The sequence below is a fragment of the Streptomyces sp. JN8 genome, from assembly GCF_055808075.1.
The window spans coordinates 8,129,065-8,144,757 of sequence record NZ_CM147852.1 but is presented as its reverse complement, the minus strand read 5'-3'; the positions used below and the strand labels follow the sequence as shown (position 1 = coordinate 8,144,757).

Below are 15,693 nucleotides of genomic sequence, written 5' to 3'. Positions count from 1 at the left end.
CAAGAACCCGGCGGATACCGCGGTGCGCTGCGCCGGCTGCTCAGTGGGGGGCATGGGGGTGGTGGCGAGTGCGGGCGTGTTCGTGGACGGGATCGGGATGCGGGGATGTTGCGGACCTGGGGATGGGCAGACCCCCTCTGTCAGAGGGCAGACCTGGCGACAGCGTCACACGGGCAGCGCCCCGGCGGGGTGGCCGTGTTCTCGGCCGCATGCGGTGAGCGCGACTACTCCATGGCCTGAGGTGCTGGTATGCGGCCCCAGCGCACCAGGATCGACCGACACCCGCGCTGCAATGTCGTTGGCATAGCAGGTGTCGGGGATCTGGAGGTCTTCCTTGACTTGGTGGTATCGGGCTGTGAACGCCTCAGAATCTGAAGGGTTCACGCCATCGAAGGCGTCGTCGGGAAAGCCGTCCTGATGCGGCAGCAGGTAGCCGGCTTCGGCCGGGTGTACGGGCTCCCCGCCGCCCTCTTCTTCCTCGGCGTCGTACGCATCGTAGTGACGCAAGATCTCACCGTCTTCGGCGATGCACCAGGCGGTCCAGTCGTCACCGCAGCTCATCCCGTACCAGTGGGCGGATCCGAACCGAGCGCTGAGGTCGGTGCACCGTTGGCTCACCACGAGGGAAAGGGCCTCGTCCCGGTCCTCCGCGTCCTCGATTTGGTGGGTGTCCTGGGAGGACTGGCCGAAGACCAGCGTCCAACCGTCCAGAGAGGGACTGACGAAGACGCGGGAACAGGTGCCATGCGGCCGGGTCCGGTCCCAACTGTGGTGGTCGTGGTTCCAGGCCGCAGCGCCCGTTCGAAGAGTGACCGGCTGCGGGCTGCCAAGGTCGAACGCATCGAGTACGGCGTCCTGGTCGTCGGTCGGCACCGCGTACCAGGAGCCGCACAGGTGCATGCCGTCCGGGACCTCGGACAGTAGCTTGATCTTCGTCAGACGGTGCCAGAGGCTCTGGTCCTCGACGCCGAGGCCGTCCGGGACCGCGATGGCAGCGAGCGCCTCCAAGGCGCCTGCCCGCACCCTGGGGCCGGGCGCCGGCAGGCGGCGCACCCGCTGCAGGGCGGGTACGGCAGCGGTACCGATCGCCTGGAATGCCCAGACCGCTCGCCGACGGACTTCGGGCTCCGGGTCCCCCAGCAACGGCACCAACCGGTCGACGAACCCTGTTGCCGCCTCGGCGCGGACCTGGAAGGCAAAGAGAGCGTCGCTCCGGACCCGCGGGTGCGCATGATTCAGCAGGGGCTCGTAGGCCCCCAGATCATTCACCTTCAGTCGTCCCAGCGCCCATCCGGCTCTTCTCGCGATCTCAGGGGAGTCCGCCACTGCGGACGCGTGCACCAGGGGCTGAAGAGAGGCTTCCCCGATCCTGCACAGCACGTCCGCCGAAACCGTCCACTCCACGGGCGACTGCTCGTCGCAGAGCACGTCCACCATTGCTTCGACAACAGTCGCTCCCTGTTCCACGAGCGCATCACGCGCCGGCCGAGTGTGCTCCCAGGAGCCGGAGAGCGATTCGGTCAGCAGTCCCATATCCATGGCAGGCACACTAATCAGGTGCACTGACAGGGACGCCTCCTCTTCAGCGGCGAAGGATGTCGAGGACACTCTTCGGTTCTGTGTCAGAGGTATCTCGCCACTGAGGAGGCACGACAGCTGCGCACTGCACGGTGGCGTGTTGACTGACCTGTGGGCACACACTCTTACCTGGGCGGACGCGGATCCGTAGTCAGAGATACACCGCACCTTGCCGAACAGCGCGGAGGACGTCTCTGGGCTCCCACGGCCGAGAGACACCATCGTGAACGGCACCCTGGCCGCGGTCCTGCTGGAACCCCCGTAAACGCCAACACGCTTGGCTATTCCGTGCCTCCCGAAGAGAACATGAGGTGTGTGGAGCCGGTCGCCAGGGACTGCGGCTGGGCGGTCGTCGCCATACTCCTGTGGTGGGTGGGTCCGTCCAACCTCAGCGGCACCGACCGTGTGCTCCGCCTCGCATCCTGAGGCAGAGGCCCGCAGGGTGGTGCGATGCGCCCCGCCCTGCCACGGTCGCCGCTCCCGGATGCACCAGCGGCGGGATTACCCTCGTACGTGCGACAACAGGGCCGCCATGGAGTGAGGCGACGTGTCCGGCACGGCGGCGCGTCGGTTGAGGGGGCGTGCATACCTCGATCACCCCTCCGATACTGTCCACCGCACCTGCTGCCCACTTCACCCCCTGTGAGGAGAGCGCGGATGCCGCCCCCTCCGGCATAAGCGTCCGCTCTTTCGCCGCCTCCGCCGGGGGCACCTTGCATGTCGCGCTGCACGGTGAGGTCGACCACCACAGCGCCGGTCCTCTTCGCCTCCTGCTGGGCACGGCCAGGACGATCGGCTATCGACGTCTCGTCCTGGACACCTCGCTCGTCACCTTCGCCGACTCCTCGCTGCTGCGGATCCTGCGCAGCTGGACCGAGCAAGGGGGCCGTCTGACGCTGACCGGAGTGACACCGGCGATGGAGCGCCTTCGGGCCGCGGCCTGGGGATCTCCGCCAAGCCTTCGCAGACGCGCAGACGTCGGAAAGGGGCCGGCCGGGGAGCAGGCATGACCTTCTGCCTGCTGGTCCTCGTCCCCAGCGTCCTTGCGCTCTCCCTCCTCCACGCCCGCTCTCCCACCACCCGGCGACGGCATCGCCGCGGCGCGCGGTGGGCCTAGACACTGTGGCTCTGTCGGCGACCTCAAGTCGTCGGGTCGTCGACAGAGCCACTCGGGGCCATGGGTAGGGCGTGCGGCAGCGCGGGCGGGTTGTGTGACACCGCCCCCTGGCCGAGGGGGCTCAAGGGGGACGCTCCCGCTGTTGCCGGTGATCGAGGGAAGTCGAGAGAAGCCGCGAGAGGGCCGACCGTCCGGGAGATCTCATGGGCGAGGCCCCTCCCCCACCCCGAGCACATCCAGCCGGGTGCCGGATGACGAGGCGTCACCTATCGCCCAAGTCCCTTTGACGTCAACGGCAAAGCGGATGACTTGCCTCCAAACAACCCCCTTTCGAACGAGGTCTCGAAATGGCACGATCACGTCGACATGAGCCATCCCCCGCACCGCCTTCGATCGAAAGTGTGACCGTCAGCAGATGCGCATATCCCTCGGCGTGGCACGCCGCACCGCCGGTGCCGCCATGCTCTCCTTCGCCACCGCCCTTACCGGACTCGTCTTCCCCGGCACCGCTCAGGCCGCCGTGACGTGCGCGTCCGGCGTGTGGAAGGCCGAGTACTTCGCCAACACCACCCTCACGGGCACCCCGAAAGCCACCGTCTGCGACACCTCCGTCGCCGAGAACTACGGCCTCGGCGACCCCGCCGGCGTCACCCTGCCGACGGACAACTTCGGCGTCCGGTGGAGCACCACACGCAACTTCGGTTCCGGTGGTCCCTTCGACCTCAACCTCGCCGCCCAGGACGGCGCCCGCGTCTACCTCGACGGTGTGCGCAAGATCGACCTGTGGCGCAACGTCACCTCGACGCAGAAGAAGACACTGCGGCTGACCATCCCCCGCGGAAGCCACACCCTGCGTGTGGACTTCGCCGCCTTCACCGGTACCGCCAACGTCTCCTTCGGCTACGCCCCGGTCATCGGCGCGGCCTACGACAGGGTCGTGCCCCTGGCCCCGGCCGGCCTGAAGGCCGCCTACACGGCGTCCACTCTCAAGTCGGCGCTCAGCTGGTCGCGCAACTACGAGATGGACCTGTCCGGCTACCGCCTCTACCGCCGTACGGGCAGCACCGGCACCTGGAGCCAGCTGAACACCACCACCCTCACCGGCGCCACGTACACGGACACGCCGCCGGCCACCGGCGCCACGTACGAGTACGCGCTCCGCGCCCTCGACCGCTCCGGCAACCTGTCCCCGCTGTCCGCCCTGGCCAGGGTCGTCAGTGCCGACAAGACGCCTCCCGGCGTGCCCGGCGGCCTCAAGGCCACGCACGACCCCTACGGCGCAGGCGCCCGGATCTCCTGGTCCCCGGTGAGTGGGGCGAGCGCCTACGAGGTGCAGCGGTCCCTCGCCTCCGCCGGCCCGTACGCCTCCGTCGGCGTGCCCGCGACCGGCACCGAGACGACGGACCCGAGCGTCGCCCCGGCCACGACCTACCACTTCCGCGTGCGCGCCCGCGACGCCGCGGGCAACACCTCCGCGTACTCCGCCCCGGTCCGGCTCGACGTGCCCGAGGCCAAGCCCCTGGCGCCGACCGGCGTCTTCGCCAGCGGCCGGCTCGACGGCAACAGCATCGGATGGACGTACACCGCGGACGCGTCCCACCGGTTCCACGTCTACGCCGCCGACACGGCCACCGGCCCGTGGACCCGCCTGACCGAGAGCCCGGCGCCCAACGCCCTGTACGACGACGTCACGGCCATCGCCGGCCAGGTGCGCTACTACCAGGTCCGGACGGTCACGCCGCTCGGCACGGAGTCGGACCCCTCGGCGACGGCCTCGGCCACCCGCGTCCGCGACACCACCGCGCCGTCCATGCCGCGCGACCTGAGGGCGTACAGCGAGACGGACGGGGTGCACCTGTCCTGGACACCGAACACCGGCGACGACACGAACCACTACGTCGTCATGCGCAAGCAGTCGTTTGCCGGATGGGAGCAGATCGCCAGTGTGTGGGGCGATGCGTACGTGGACACCAGCACCCCGGCAGACGTGCAGTACGGCTACACCGTCCTCGCCGTCGACGAGGCCGGCAACGTCTCGCGCCTGCCCGAGCCCGGCTACGGCACCGTGTACGGCAAGCGCCTGCCGGTCCATCCTGTCCCGGACGCGCCTGCCTCGCTGACCGCCACCTTGGACAACGGCAAGGTCAAGCTGGAGTGGACCGCGAGCACGGCGGCCGACCTGCGGGGCTACTACGTGTACCGCACGACCGGCACGGACCCCGCGACGGCCTACGACATCTCGCCCATCCTCACCGGGACGACCTTCACCGACGAGAACCCGCCCGGCGGCAGGACCTGGCGTTACGTGGTCCGCGCCGTCAGCACGCAGGGCAAGTGGTCCGGCTTCTCTCCGATGGCCGAGGCCGTCGTCCCCTGCCCGGTCCTGAGCGCACCTCCCACTCCCCGCATCACCGGGACCGCCGTCGACGCCGGCCCCGCCGTCCGGATCGCCTGGGAGCCCGGCACGTGCGACCAGGGCATGACCGTCTCGTACAACGTGTACCGGTCCATGTCCCACTCGGGCGTCTTCGCCCCGGCGAACCGCATCGCCTCGGGCCTCACGGAACCGATGTACACGGATGTCGGTCCCTTGACGCCACTGCGGTACTACTACTACCTGATCACCGCCGTGGCCGCCGACGGCACCGAGTCGGCGCCGCAGGCCAGCCCCCTCAACATCTCGATCCCGGGCTGACGCCCCCTGGCATCTCCTCCATCCACTGAGGCCCCCGCCGCCCGGACAGCGCAGCTCCGGAACCGGCGGGGGCCTCCTCGTGGGCCGGTCATCGGCCATCGGTCGTCGGCCCCGCCCCGATCGCGGGTCCGATTCCGATCCCGGGTCCGGGTCCGGGTCCAATCCCGGGTCCGGGTCCGGGTCCAATCCCGGGTCCGGGTCCGGGTCCAATCCCGGGTCCGGGTCCGGGTCCAGTCCCGGGTCCGGGTCCGGGTCCGGGGCCGGAACGACAGCGATCTCGCGTGCGTTCTTGCGTTCCGGGGGGTGCCGAGGGCGGCCGGCCGGCTCCTCCCCAGCAGGCCGGTCCTGATCCGCCGTCGGCTTCGCCCGGCGAGAGCCTGGTCCTGCGGCGCCGCGCACGGGCCGGCTTCCTTGCAGACGCGCTTGTCGTACTGGTTGCCGATGGCCGCTCCCCCGTACAACCTTTCCGGACTTTCCAGAGTCTTGTGGGTGGGGCGTGGAACTGCTGCGTCTCTGAAACCAGGGGCGAGGTTCCTCGGACGTGTTCTCCGATCTCTCTCTGGCTTCCCCTTGAGACTCTCGGAGAGCATCAACCCGTGAAGCACTACAGAGGCAGTGCCCCGCGTGTTCTGAGCGCGGCCGTCACCGTCGTCCTCGCCGTGACCGCCGGGGCCCTGACGCCCCCTGCCCTCGCCGCCGACCTCCCGGTGAGCGCGCCTGCCGGGACGCTGCAGGAGCCGCCTCTCCTCAAGGACGGCAGCCGCCTGGCGGGGGCAGGACCGTCAGGCTTCCTGAGCTGGTACGGGGACCGCCTGCCGGCCACGTACTCCTGGACGCGGTACGCGGACGGTTCCACGAGGGAACTGCCGACCCAGGTCGGGTTCCTGCAGACCGCGGGAACCGACCTGCTCACCGAGGCGGAGCCGGGGGCGACCCACACCGTCTTCGACATGGCCACCGGTGCCCCGCCCGTGGTCCTGGACATCGCCACGCTCGGCGAGGGCTACCAGCGGGGGCGTGCCGTCGGGCCGTCCTCGATCTTGGTGCAGCGAGCCGACCCGGCCGGCGGCGACTCCCTGCACGTCGTCAGCACGACGGACGACGGGCTCAGGGACGAGGTGATCGCGGGGATACCCGCCGGCGCAGACATCACCTCCGTCGGGGACGTGACCGCCGACACCGCCGTCGTGACGTACACCGATCCCGCCGCGACCGCGGGAAGCGGAGCCCGCCTCGCCGTCGTCGACGTCCCCCGGCGCACGGTGGTGCAGGAGGTGACGCCCTCCCACCCCATCGGCGACGTCACGCTCTCGCCCACGCATCTCGCCTGGGTCGAGCGGCCCACGAGCACCACCGCCACCGTCGTCGTCACCCGCCGCGGATCGGCGGCCGACCCACTGCGCATCCCGCTGACCAAGGCGGGGAACGTGCAGGTCGAGCTGGTCGGCGGATGGGTGCTCTACGGTCAGGCCGGTCACGACGCCCCGTACGCCGGCCGAAACCCGCTGTACGCCGTCACCGCGCGCTCCCTGACGGACGAGCGGTCTGTCACGGTCCTCGACGCCTACACGCGGTCGGTGGTGGGCCCGGACGGCACCGTGCTCGTGCAGGGCGGCACGATCGCCGCGGGCGAGGGCATGTACCGGATCGCTCCGGCGGCGGACGGCGTGCCCGTGGCCGGTCAGGTGGCGAGCACCGGCCGGTCCACGGCACTGGCGCTGCTGGGAAGCGACGTCCCGGCCGTCCTGGACTTCGACAAGCAGAGTTGGACGACCCTGTCCTGGCGTCTGAGCAGTACGAACGCCTCCGCGACCGCCACCCTCACCCACGTGGCGAGCGGGCGGTCCGTCCGCCTGGACCTCTTCTCCAACGAGGGCGCGAAGGAGGAGATCTGGGACGGCGAGTTCGACGACGATGTGCCCGTCCCCAAGGGGAACTGGACCTGGAAGCTGAGCGCCAAGCCGGGCAACGGCATCGGACCGGACCTGAACGAGACCGGTGCCTTCCGCGTGCAACGCGCCGCCGTCAGCCACGACTTCGACGACAATGGCCTCCCCGACGTTCTGAGTCTCTCCGAGAGCGGCACGTTCGCGCGCAACACCGTCGTCGGCGCCGGCCGCGACTGGATCGCCCGCTCCACCTCCAGCACCGTGCTGGGCACCGGCTGGAACGTGTACGACCGGATCGTCCCCACCGCGGATGTCGGGGGCACGCCCCACGCCGACATCCTGACGCGCGACCGCACCGGCGTCCTCTGGCTCCACCAGGGCAACGGCACCGGCCTGGCCCACCGGGTCAGGGTCGGCGGCGGCTGGAACATCTACGACCAGATCACCTCCGCCGCCGATCTCACCGGCGACGGACGCACCGACCTGGTCGCCACCGACAGCAGCGGCGTTCTGTGGCTGTACAAGGGCACCGAAAAGGCCGGTACCCCCTTCACCGCACGCAGCCGTGTCGGCGGTGGCTGGAACACCTACAACAAGATCGCGGCAGTCGGGAACCTCGCCGGCGCCCCCGCCGGCGACCTCGTCGCCCGTGACCGCGACGGCGTCCTGTGGCTCTACCTCGGCAAGGGAGACGGCACCTTCGCCTCACGCACCCGCATCGGTGGCGGCTGGCAGGACTTCACCCAGATCATCGGCGTCGGCGACCAGGACCGCGACGGCCGCGGGGACCTCATGGCAGTGGACGGCCAGTCCCACCCCCATCTGTACCGCGGCACCGGCAGCTGGACGAGACCGCTGGCCACACCCCAGCGCATGTACGACCACTACCTTCCGCAGGGCATCTACTACTAGACGCCCCCTCAACCGAGCCCGGAAAACGGAGCACGGCATCGCGACACCTCACCATGAGCTGTCGCGATGCCGGATCGACTCCGAACTCGGCCTCGTCTGCTGCGCGGATGCTTGGGCGGGGGTAGAGGCACCTGGGCTCAGAGGCGAGAGGGGATCCCGATGGCGGTCCCGAGGCCTGACCGGACCGAAGGGAAGGCGCCCTCGGACCGTCCCTTCGGGGGCCGCCGGGCAAATTCGGTTGCGGCGGATCAAGCGCGTCCGGTGATACTCCGGCATGAGTAGAGACGCCGAGGCCATCGTGCTCGCCCGCTGGTCGGACGAAGTGATGCAACCGCTGACCCAGGACGACCCAGAACGCACGTGGCGGGGCCGCTTCGTCCCCATCGAGGGGCACCACGGCTATGAGTTCGGGTGGGCCCTGGAGCTCGACAAGTGGCACCACCGCAGGGGCCTGCTCAAGCATCTCGAATCGCTGGCGTGGCCGAACCCGCATACGGTGCAAGTCCTGCTCCGAGACCAGGACGACGACTGCTTCGGGCTATGGATGTTCCAGGAGGGCAGGCTGGTGGAAGTCACCATCCCGCGCACCGAGCGATTCCACCAGCCGGCACCGCCCGCGAGCGACTACGACCCCGACCCGGACCCCGGCGTGCTGCTGCGCACCGATCAAGGCCGCCCCCTGCCCGTGCAGACCCCGGAAGCACTCCGCGACACTCGCCCACCCTGGTAGACCGCATTCGACACCGGGGACGACCTCCATCCGGACCTCACCCGTGGGGAGCGTCGGGCCGAGGCCGCGGGAAGGTCCGGCAGGCGGCCTGTCCCCCCGCACTTCGAGGAGTACGCGCCGCTGCCCTGCCTTCATGCGGTCACAGCTCGATCGCGCGCGGATGCAGGCCGCTGACCTGCGCGAAGTAACGCATCACGGTCCCCGAGCCAAGTGAGGAGTGACAGACTGCAGAACCTTTGGGGAGGGCCCAGGTGCACAGATCCGGTCACGACCCTGGACGGAGCCGTGCTCCGTTCAGCGACGTCTACGAGGAACACTTCGACACGATCCTCGGGTACGTCACCCGCAGAACCACCGACCGGCATACCGCCGCCGATCTGACCGCGGACGTGTTCGTGGCGGCGTTGGAGGCCTTCGACAGCTACGACGCCGGCCGCGGCACGCATCGTGTCTGGTTGCACGGGATCGCCCGCAACACCCTGGCCGCGCACGCGCGTCACACCGCGCGTGAACGGGAGGCGGTGACCGCGCTCAACGGGCGCCGACTGCTCGACGAGGAGGACATGGTCCGCTTCGAGGAGCGGATCGACGCCGAGCGGGAGGCACGGACGCTCCTGGCCCGGCATGCCGTGCTGTCCCCGCCGCTGCGGGCCGTAATCGACCTGGTCGCCGTGGACGGGTTGACCACGAAGGAGGCCGCGAAGGTGTTGCGGATCTCCCAGGCGACCGCACGTGTCCGTCTGCACCGTGCCCGGGCCGCCTTGCGGTCCGGGCCCACGACCCCGTCCGACGCTTTCAGCAGCCCTCTCGCGGAGGCCACCCGATGAACACCCCGACCGGATTCAAGGAGCGGCTCGGTGCGGAGCTGGCGATCCTGGAGAAGGCGCGGGCCGAACGCGCCGCCCATGAGGCGTCCCGGAACGGTCAGGAGGCTGCCGCCCGCAGGATCTTCCGGCGGACCGGCGTACGCCGGGGGATCGCGTTCGCTGGGCTGACGGCCGCAGTCGCCACCACCTTCGTCGCCGCCTCGGGCGGCCCGGGAGGGCAGAGCGGTCCGGTGCGCGCGGTGACGGTCGCGCAGGTCCTGGACGCCGCAGCGCTCGGCGCGGCGAAGGGGTCGGGCCGTGAGCCCGGACCGCGCCAATGGGTGTACACGAAGACCGTGGTCTGCGAGTCGACCTGCGGTCCTCGCACGTCCTGGGCGCGGTACGACGGGGCCCAGGATGCGTCTGTCGGAAAGGCGCCCGAGAGCCAGGGACGCACCGCCGTTCTCGTGTCGGAGAACATCGAGTTCCTGCGCCTGGGAAAGATCGGAGAAGACCCGCAGAAGACATGGCGGGTTCTCTCCCAGTTGCCGACCGAGCCGGGTGAGCTCCTGGCACGGGTGAGCAAGGACCCGTACTTCGCCGCCGGCTACGCCCCCCACACACGTCCCGACCCCGGCCCGAACAAGATGCACGACTTCGGGGACGAGCTACCCGAGGCTGCCGCCCCCGGGGCCCGGTTCGCCAGGATCCTCTACATCCTGCGGGTCGCGCCGAACATTCCCCCCGAGATCAATGCCGCCCTCTACCGCGCGCTCGCCCTGATCCCCGGGGCCGAACTGGTCGACACACTGATGAAGGACGCGGCCGGCCGGCCGAGCCTCACGATCTCGTTCGCCTTCCACGACCACAACAACACCGTCGAGTACCTCCACCTGAACCCCGAGACGTACGCGTACCGCGGCTTGCGCAGGGAGTCGCACGGCCCAGGCGGCTACACCGAGTCCTACGCCCGCACGGCGACCGGCATCGTCGACCACCCCGGCCAGGTACCCGGGGGCCCCGTGCCCGACCCCTCCGACATCGTGATGATCGAACCGCCGATCGTGCATACCCGACCCGTAGGTCCCTGATCGCGGCGTGGCGGCCGGACCGACAAGGACGGCCGCCACGCACGACGATCAGCCCACTCCCCGACCAGGTGCCGCTAGCGGCGCCGGGGGGGAGCTCGGGGCCGCACCCCGCGAGTGCAGTGGTCGCAGAGGAGTCGGCCATGGGCGGCAGACTCCGTCCGACGTCTGCCGGGCGCGTGACGGACGTCTTGCTGTGACCTCAGGCGCAGGCCGCTGCAGCGCCGGCGCGTGCACCGCACTTCCTGGTCTGCCTCAACAATGGCGACAGAGGATGTCGGGTTTACGGCCGACCCTGGACCTATGCGTGAAACCCCTGAAGAACTCGACAACCTCCAGTCCCTCCTCAGCTCCTCCTTCTCCGGCTCGACCGCACACCTTCGCTCGATCGTCGAGGGCCGCACCATCACAGCGGCGCAGCTCACCGGAGTCCTCACCGGCATGTGCACGCTCGCCCTGTCCACGGTCACAGCACAGGGTGAACCGCGCATCAGCGGGGCCGACGGGCACTTCCTGCACGGGCGGTGGCACTTCGGCACGGCGCGCACCGCCGCCAAAGCCCGTCATCTCAGCGCCCGTCCGGCCGCCAGCGTCGCGCACATGCGCGGCGAGGACCTCGGCGTGTTCACCCACGGCACGGTGGAGGAGATGAACCCCGAGGGCCCCGAACCCACGGCCGACTGGCAGGAACTCCTCGCCTACCTGCAAGACCTCTACGGCGACGACGCCTTCGACTGGAACCACGAGGTCGTCTACTACCGGCTGAACCCTCACTGGATGACCGTCTACGCCCCCGACCTCGACAAACTCACCCGCACCTGACACCGTCCCCGGCCAGCAGACCGGCAGCTACGTGGCTGACCGGTCCGTCACCCGTTCAGGAAGCCGACGCGGGCTCCTCACCGGTTCACCGGCCGGGCACGCCAGGCCTACGGGACACCGGGACGGACCGCGCGAGCCGCGCTCACGTACGTCAGGGTCGGAGGTCACCCCCGGACGACGGGTGCGCCGCGGCGGGCCTGCCCGCGCACGCTGGGCGCAGTGGCTCTCGTACCGCTGGTCGATGCCTCCGAAGGCATGTCCCGACACCTCCATGCCTCACCCAACCGGTGACCGACACACGATGCCGTCACAGATCCTAGCCGCAGCCGTCTGGGGTGCCCCCTCGTTCAGCTGGGGCATGGTCCACGGCGAACACGGGCCGAACGCCCGATCGGTCGAGTAACGAGGCGGATCTACGATGTACCCCTGCCGGGCGGCTGGCCTGAATCGATCAGGTCAGTCGGCCCTTCGAGTGCCCGTACACCCACCAGATAGGCGGCTAAGCGCTGCGAGTCAGACTCTCCCCCGCGCAGCAGGTTCGTCCAAAATGACTTGGCAGAGACGCGCCAGGGTCCCGGCCCGCGCTCCCGGGCGCGGAGTGCCTGCGGCCGACCGGGCCGGTCTCGCACCGGCGGCACCTGGCGCCGCGCGCAGCCCGACGCAGCCGCGAATTCGATGAAGCCCGCACACCAACGATCACTGCCGCCTCAAGAGCCACCTCCTGGCGAGAACCACCGCCGTCCACGGCATCTCACGCCGCGCCGCCGGCCGGCCGACCTCCCTGGAACTCTACGTCTTCAGGGAGCGCCGGGTGTGAAGCGGGAACCCAACCGGTCTTATTCTTCGCATGGTTGGCACGTTGCCCGTAGGGTCTGCTCCCGAGGGGGTGTCCCTCGCTGGGCAGGGGGACGGGGGAACCATGGAGATCTATGCCCACTGGCTTGACGGTGAGCATCTGCGCGTGTCCGGGTGGAGTCCGCAGGACACGTCGTTGGCCGTGATGCTGAAGATCCAGGCGCTGTTAGGGCACACCGTGGTGCTCAGCGACGTACAGCTCATCGACAGCCACGCCGTACAGGCCCTGTTCGAGACGGAGGACTTCCGGTCCTTCGTGCGCGGCTGCCCCTCGTTCCTGCGCTGTACCACCGCCGCTCCGGCCGGCAGTGACCCCTTCGCCCTGGTCACCACCGGCCTGAAGCGTGCTCTGGAGCCCGGCTGGCTCTCGTCGTCGTTCGACACCGCGGAGCCTCTGGTCCGACTGTCCGAGGCGGTGCTGGAGCGCGGGGACGCGAATCCCGGGCCGCTGTTCGCGCGGGGCACCGCGCTGGGCTCACGGTACGAGGAGGGCGGGGCGATCCGGCGCAGGCTGGAGGCCGTGGCCTGGACCCTGCACCACTTCTCCCGTGAGGCGGGAGTGCCTCTGGGCACGAGCGTCGTGACACGCCCCAGCTCTTACCACGACGTGCTGGAGGAAGTAGCGGCGCTGCCCGGGCTTCCCGCCCGCGACTACGCCCCGGTGGAACACACTCTCGCCTTTCTCGACGCTCACGTGGAGCCGGCGGACCGGCACCGCAGGTCCGTGCTCTTCGCGCGGCTTGAGGCGATGGACTCGCCCCACGCGACAGCGATATGGAACACCGCCACGCAGGCCTGGAACGCGGCGGTGCAGCGGACCTTGGGCACCGACGGGGCATCCCCACGCTCACTGCCGCAAGCCGCCGACATCGGCCTGTACCTCGGCCACCCCACAGACGCCCTCTTCGAGCCCGCAGGCCCCGAAGCGACAGGCGCGGGAGCACACACGATGGCGCCCGATCGCCTCGCGGCCGTCGCCGGACTGAGCTGGCAGGACATCGCGAAGATCCACCAGGACGAGACCGTGACCCGGCAGCGCGATGCCTTCCAAACCGCGCTCCGCTCCGGCGAAACGGCGGCAGCGGACGACGCCCTGCCCGCACTCCTGCGAGCGATCCGCCGCAAACTACCGGCCACCGCAGAACGACCCGGCTCCCTGGCCTGGGCCGCCGCCGAGACCGGCCTCGGCCTCGCCGGCGCCTCACTCGCCCTGGCCAGCGGCGAAACCCTCGGCCTCCTCGGCCCTGCACTCGCCTTCGGCCTCGCTGCCGAACGACTCCTCAAGGGCCGCCGCAGCCGCACACACATCGTCAACACCCTTATGACAAGCGGCAGGAAGGCCACCCGTACCTGACACGACCACACCTGACCAGGACACCAAGACACCGCCTCGGCAGCACCGCCCCGACGAAGGGCTCGGGGGCGTCCCGGGGCCGCCTGCCACGCCTGATCCACTCCCCGGCTGACGCGGCCACCCCGGCGGGCGCGCACCGCGAGCAGATACGGGCAGGTGCACAATGCCGGGCGGCGACGTCGGGGGGGGCGGGCGTCGGTTTGGTGTCAACGCAGGCCACCGGCCCGAGTGGAGGCGGCGAGGCTGTCGCGATGAGCAGAACAGGCCTCGACGGCCCGACCGCTATCGAAACGATCACTTGCCAACTTCACGGATGACGAGGCGGAACACCGCAGCAACGTCAAGGTCGGCGTTCGTCCGCGGAGTCCGGCGCCGGTGTCAGGAGACGACGGGGCCACTCGCCGCGGCAGACTGCGCCGGCAGGACGACCAGGAAGCAGTCCGACTCCAGGTCCATGACCACGGTGGCCGGTACGCCCTCGCGCTGCTGGGCGGCGGCGTACTCCTCGGCGGGCCAGGCGCCGCGGGGTGCTCCGGCCGGGAAGGACTTCAGAACTCTCGCGTGCATGACACTCACCCCGCGCCCTCGTGAAGCTCTCGTCTTCAACTCCGTCTGCCCCGCGAAAGGCGCTGCACACCCACGCATCCAGGGCCCAGGCCGCGCTGCACTGCGACTGCCGAGTGCTGTCTCCGCCCCGGCTGGGTTCCTACTGGCTCCAGTTACGGAAACGCGGCCGCCAGGGACCGCACGCGCCATCGGCAAGGGCCTTGTCGCGAGCCCGGTGCATCATGGCGTCTCTGTCGGTCTTCGGCGCGTCCAGGGGTGCGTAGCTCCCGTAGTAGACGACACAGGAAGAATCATGGACCGGCCAGAGCGTCCACGCCCCGAACCCGACGACGGCCACAACCGCTGTGAGCAGAGCCGTAACGCGAAGGCGCGGCGCGGAGAGAAGACGGGGCATCATCACCCGATCATATGAATCACCTAACGGGAATCCGATGCCCAGATTCTCGTGCTGGCTGCTACCGATCGGTCCGGCAGCGCTTGGTGTGGCCCGTAGCCCACCCACACCGTCCGGCCTTCTACGCGGCGGGGCTGGGCCGCGGCAGTGGCGCCATCATCGGGGACCCGTCCCCGCTCCGGGAACTTCCACCCCTCCCAGGGGTGTCAGCAGGATCCGGGGCCCGAGCGGCTGTTGCGCAGTGGCCAGGCTTCCGCTTCCTCCGCAAGCGCGCGCTGCTCGTGTGCAAGGTCGTGCACGGGGTGCCGGTCCGGGGCTTCCGTGACCGGACCGGCAGACAGACAGACAGACAGACAGACAGACAGAGGTACAGGCAAACCGCTGCGTCACGGATTCGGCGCCTGCCCGGTCGCCTGCACTACGCCGGCCAGGAATCGGCGCACTGTCTCCAACTCGGCCTCATCGAAGCCTTCGGCGGCTCTCACCACGTCGTCGATCACCGGCCCGAAGAAGGTCCAGCCGAGATCCATGGCCTTGTCCTCCACTGTCAGCAGCACGCGCCGTCGATCCGCCGTGTCCCTGTCGCGGCGGACCAGACCGAGTCGCTCCAGTCGATCCACCAGGGCCGTGGTCCCCGCAGAGTTCAGCCTCAGCTGCTCCCCCAGCCATCCGGGAGTCGCCCGCGTTCCGGCGCGGGCGGCGTCCAGAAGATGGATCAGGGCCCGTACATCGGTGGGATGGAGCCCGTTGCGTGCGGCGAACTCCGCCCCGAGCAGGTCGAACTCGACCGTTACCGCACGCAGCAGGTGCACGAGCCGCATCTGCAGACTTCGATCGTCCATGAGTACCCCTCGCCCGCTCCTCCGACCGGCTCTACTCTCTCGCT

The 15,693-nt window shown here is 70.0% G+C and carries 11 protein-coding genes; 8 read left to right on the top strand and 3 right to left on the bottom strand.

The features are described 5' to 3' along the window. Nucleotides 1–165 precede the first annotated feature (165 nt). Nucleotides 166–1,539 carry a HEAT repeat domain-containing protein gene (locus tag ACY0MR_RS35765; RefSeq protein WP_473557857.1) on the bottom strand — a complete coding sequence of 458 codons (1,374 nt, stop codon included), beginning with the start codon at nucleotides 1,537–1,539 and terminating at the stop codon, nucleotides 166–168. Nucleotides 1,540–2,291: 752 nt separating this feature from the next. Between ACY0MR_RS35765 and ACY0MR_RS35760 the strand changes: the two genes are divergently transcribed. The 8 genes from ACY0MR_RS35760 (at nucleotide 2,292) to ACY0MR_RS35725 (ending at nucleotide 13,846) form a co-directional block, all read left to right on the top strand. Further along, nucleotides 2,292–2,588, top strand: coding sequence for an STAS domain-containing protein (locus ACY0MR_RS35760; RefSeq protein ID WP_473557855.1), 297 nt, complete (start codon nucleotides 2,292–2,294; stop codon nucleotides 2,586–2,588). Nucleotides 2,589–3,110: 522 nt separating this feature from the next. Beyond that, nucleotides 3,111–5,390, top strand: a complete 2,280-nt coding sequence (locus tag ACY0MR_RS35755) for a PA14 domain-containing protein (RefSeq protein ID WP_473557852.1) — start codon at nucleotides 3,111–3,113, stop codon at nucleotides 5,388–5,390. A gap of 596 nt (nucleotides 5,391–5,986) precedes the next feature. Next, nucleotides 5,987–8,191 (top strand): FG-GAP repeat domain-containing protein, encoded by a 2,205-nt coding sequence (locus ACY0MR_RS35750; RefSeq protein ID WP_473557850.1) that lies wholly within the window; start codon nucleotides 5,987–5,989, stop codon nucleotides 8,189–8,191. A gap of 274 nt (nucleotides 8,192–8,465) precedes the next feature. Next, complete coding sequence (locus ACY0MR_RS35745; RefSeq protein WP_376308726.1) at nucleotides 8,466–8,921, top strand: hypothetical protein; 456 nt, start codon at nucleotides 8,466–8,468, stop codon at nucleotides 8,919–8,921. Nucleotides 8,922–9,172: 251 nt separating this feature from the next. After that, on the top strand, nucleotides 9,173–9,748 hold the full coding sequence (locus ACY0MR_RS35740; RefSeq protein WP_473557847.1) for an RNA polymerase sigma factor: 576 nt from the start codon (nucleotides 9,173–9,175) through the stop codon (nucleotides 9,746–9,748). After that, nucleotides 9,745–10,818, top strand: a complete 1,074-nt coding sequence (locus tag ACY0MR_RS35735) for a CU044_5270 family protein (protein ID WP_473557845.1) — start codon at nucleotides 9,745–9,747, stop codon at nucleotides 10,816–10,818. Before ACY0MR_RS35740 ends, ACY0MR_RS35735 begins: the two co-directional genes overlap by 4 nt. A 300-nt stretch (nucleotides 10,819–11,118) precedes the next feature. Beyond that, nucleotides 11,119–11,637, top strand: coding sequence for a pyridoxamine 5'-phosphate oxidase family protein (locus tag ACY0MR_RS35730; protein WP_473557843.1), 519 nt, complete (start codon nucleotides 11,119–11,121; stop codon nucleotides 11,635–11,637). Nucleotides 11,638–12,556: 919 nt separating this feature from the next. Then, the gene (locus ACY0MR_RS35725) at nucleotides 12,557–13,846 is read left to right on the top strand and encodes a hypothetical protein (RefSeq protein ID WP_473557840.1); all 1,290 of its coding nucleotides are present in this window, start codon (nucleotides 12,557–12,559) and stop codon (nucleotides 13,844–13,846) included. A 378-nt stretch (nucleotides 13,847–14,224) separates the two neighbouring features. On the opposite strand, the gene ACY0MR_RS35720 is transcribed toward ACY0MR_RS35725, so the two are convergent. Both ACY0MR_RS35720 and ACY0MR_RS35715 read right to left on the bottom strand, forming a co-directional pair. Continuing rightward, on the bottom strand, nucleotides 14,225–14,413 hold the full coding sequence (locus tag ACY0MR_RS35720) for a hypothetical protein (protein ID WP_388803732.1): 189 nt from the start codon (nucleotides 14,411–14,413) through the stop codon (nucleotides 14,225–14,227). A gap of 780 nt (nucleotides 14,414–15,193) precedes the next feature. Continuing rightward, a complete protein-coding gene (locus tag ACY0MR_RS35715; protein ID WP_473557838.1) occupies nucleotides 15,194–15,649 on the bottom strand; it encodes a MarR family winged helix-turn-helix transcriptional regulator in 456 nt (151 codons plus the stop codon). Between the last annotated feature and the right edge of the window lie 44 nt (nucleotides 15,650–15,693).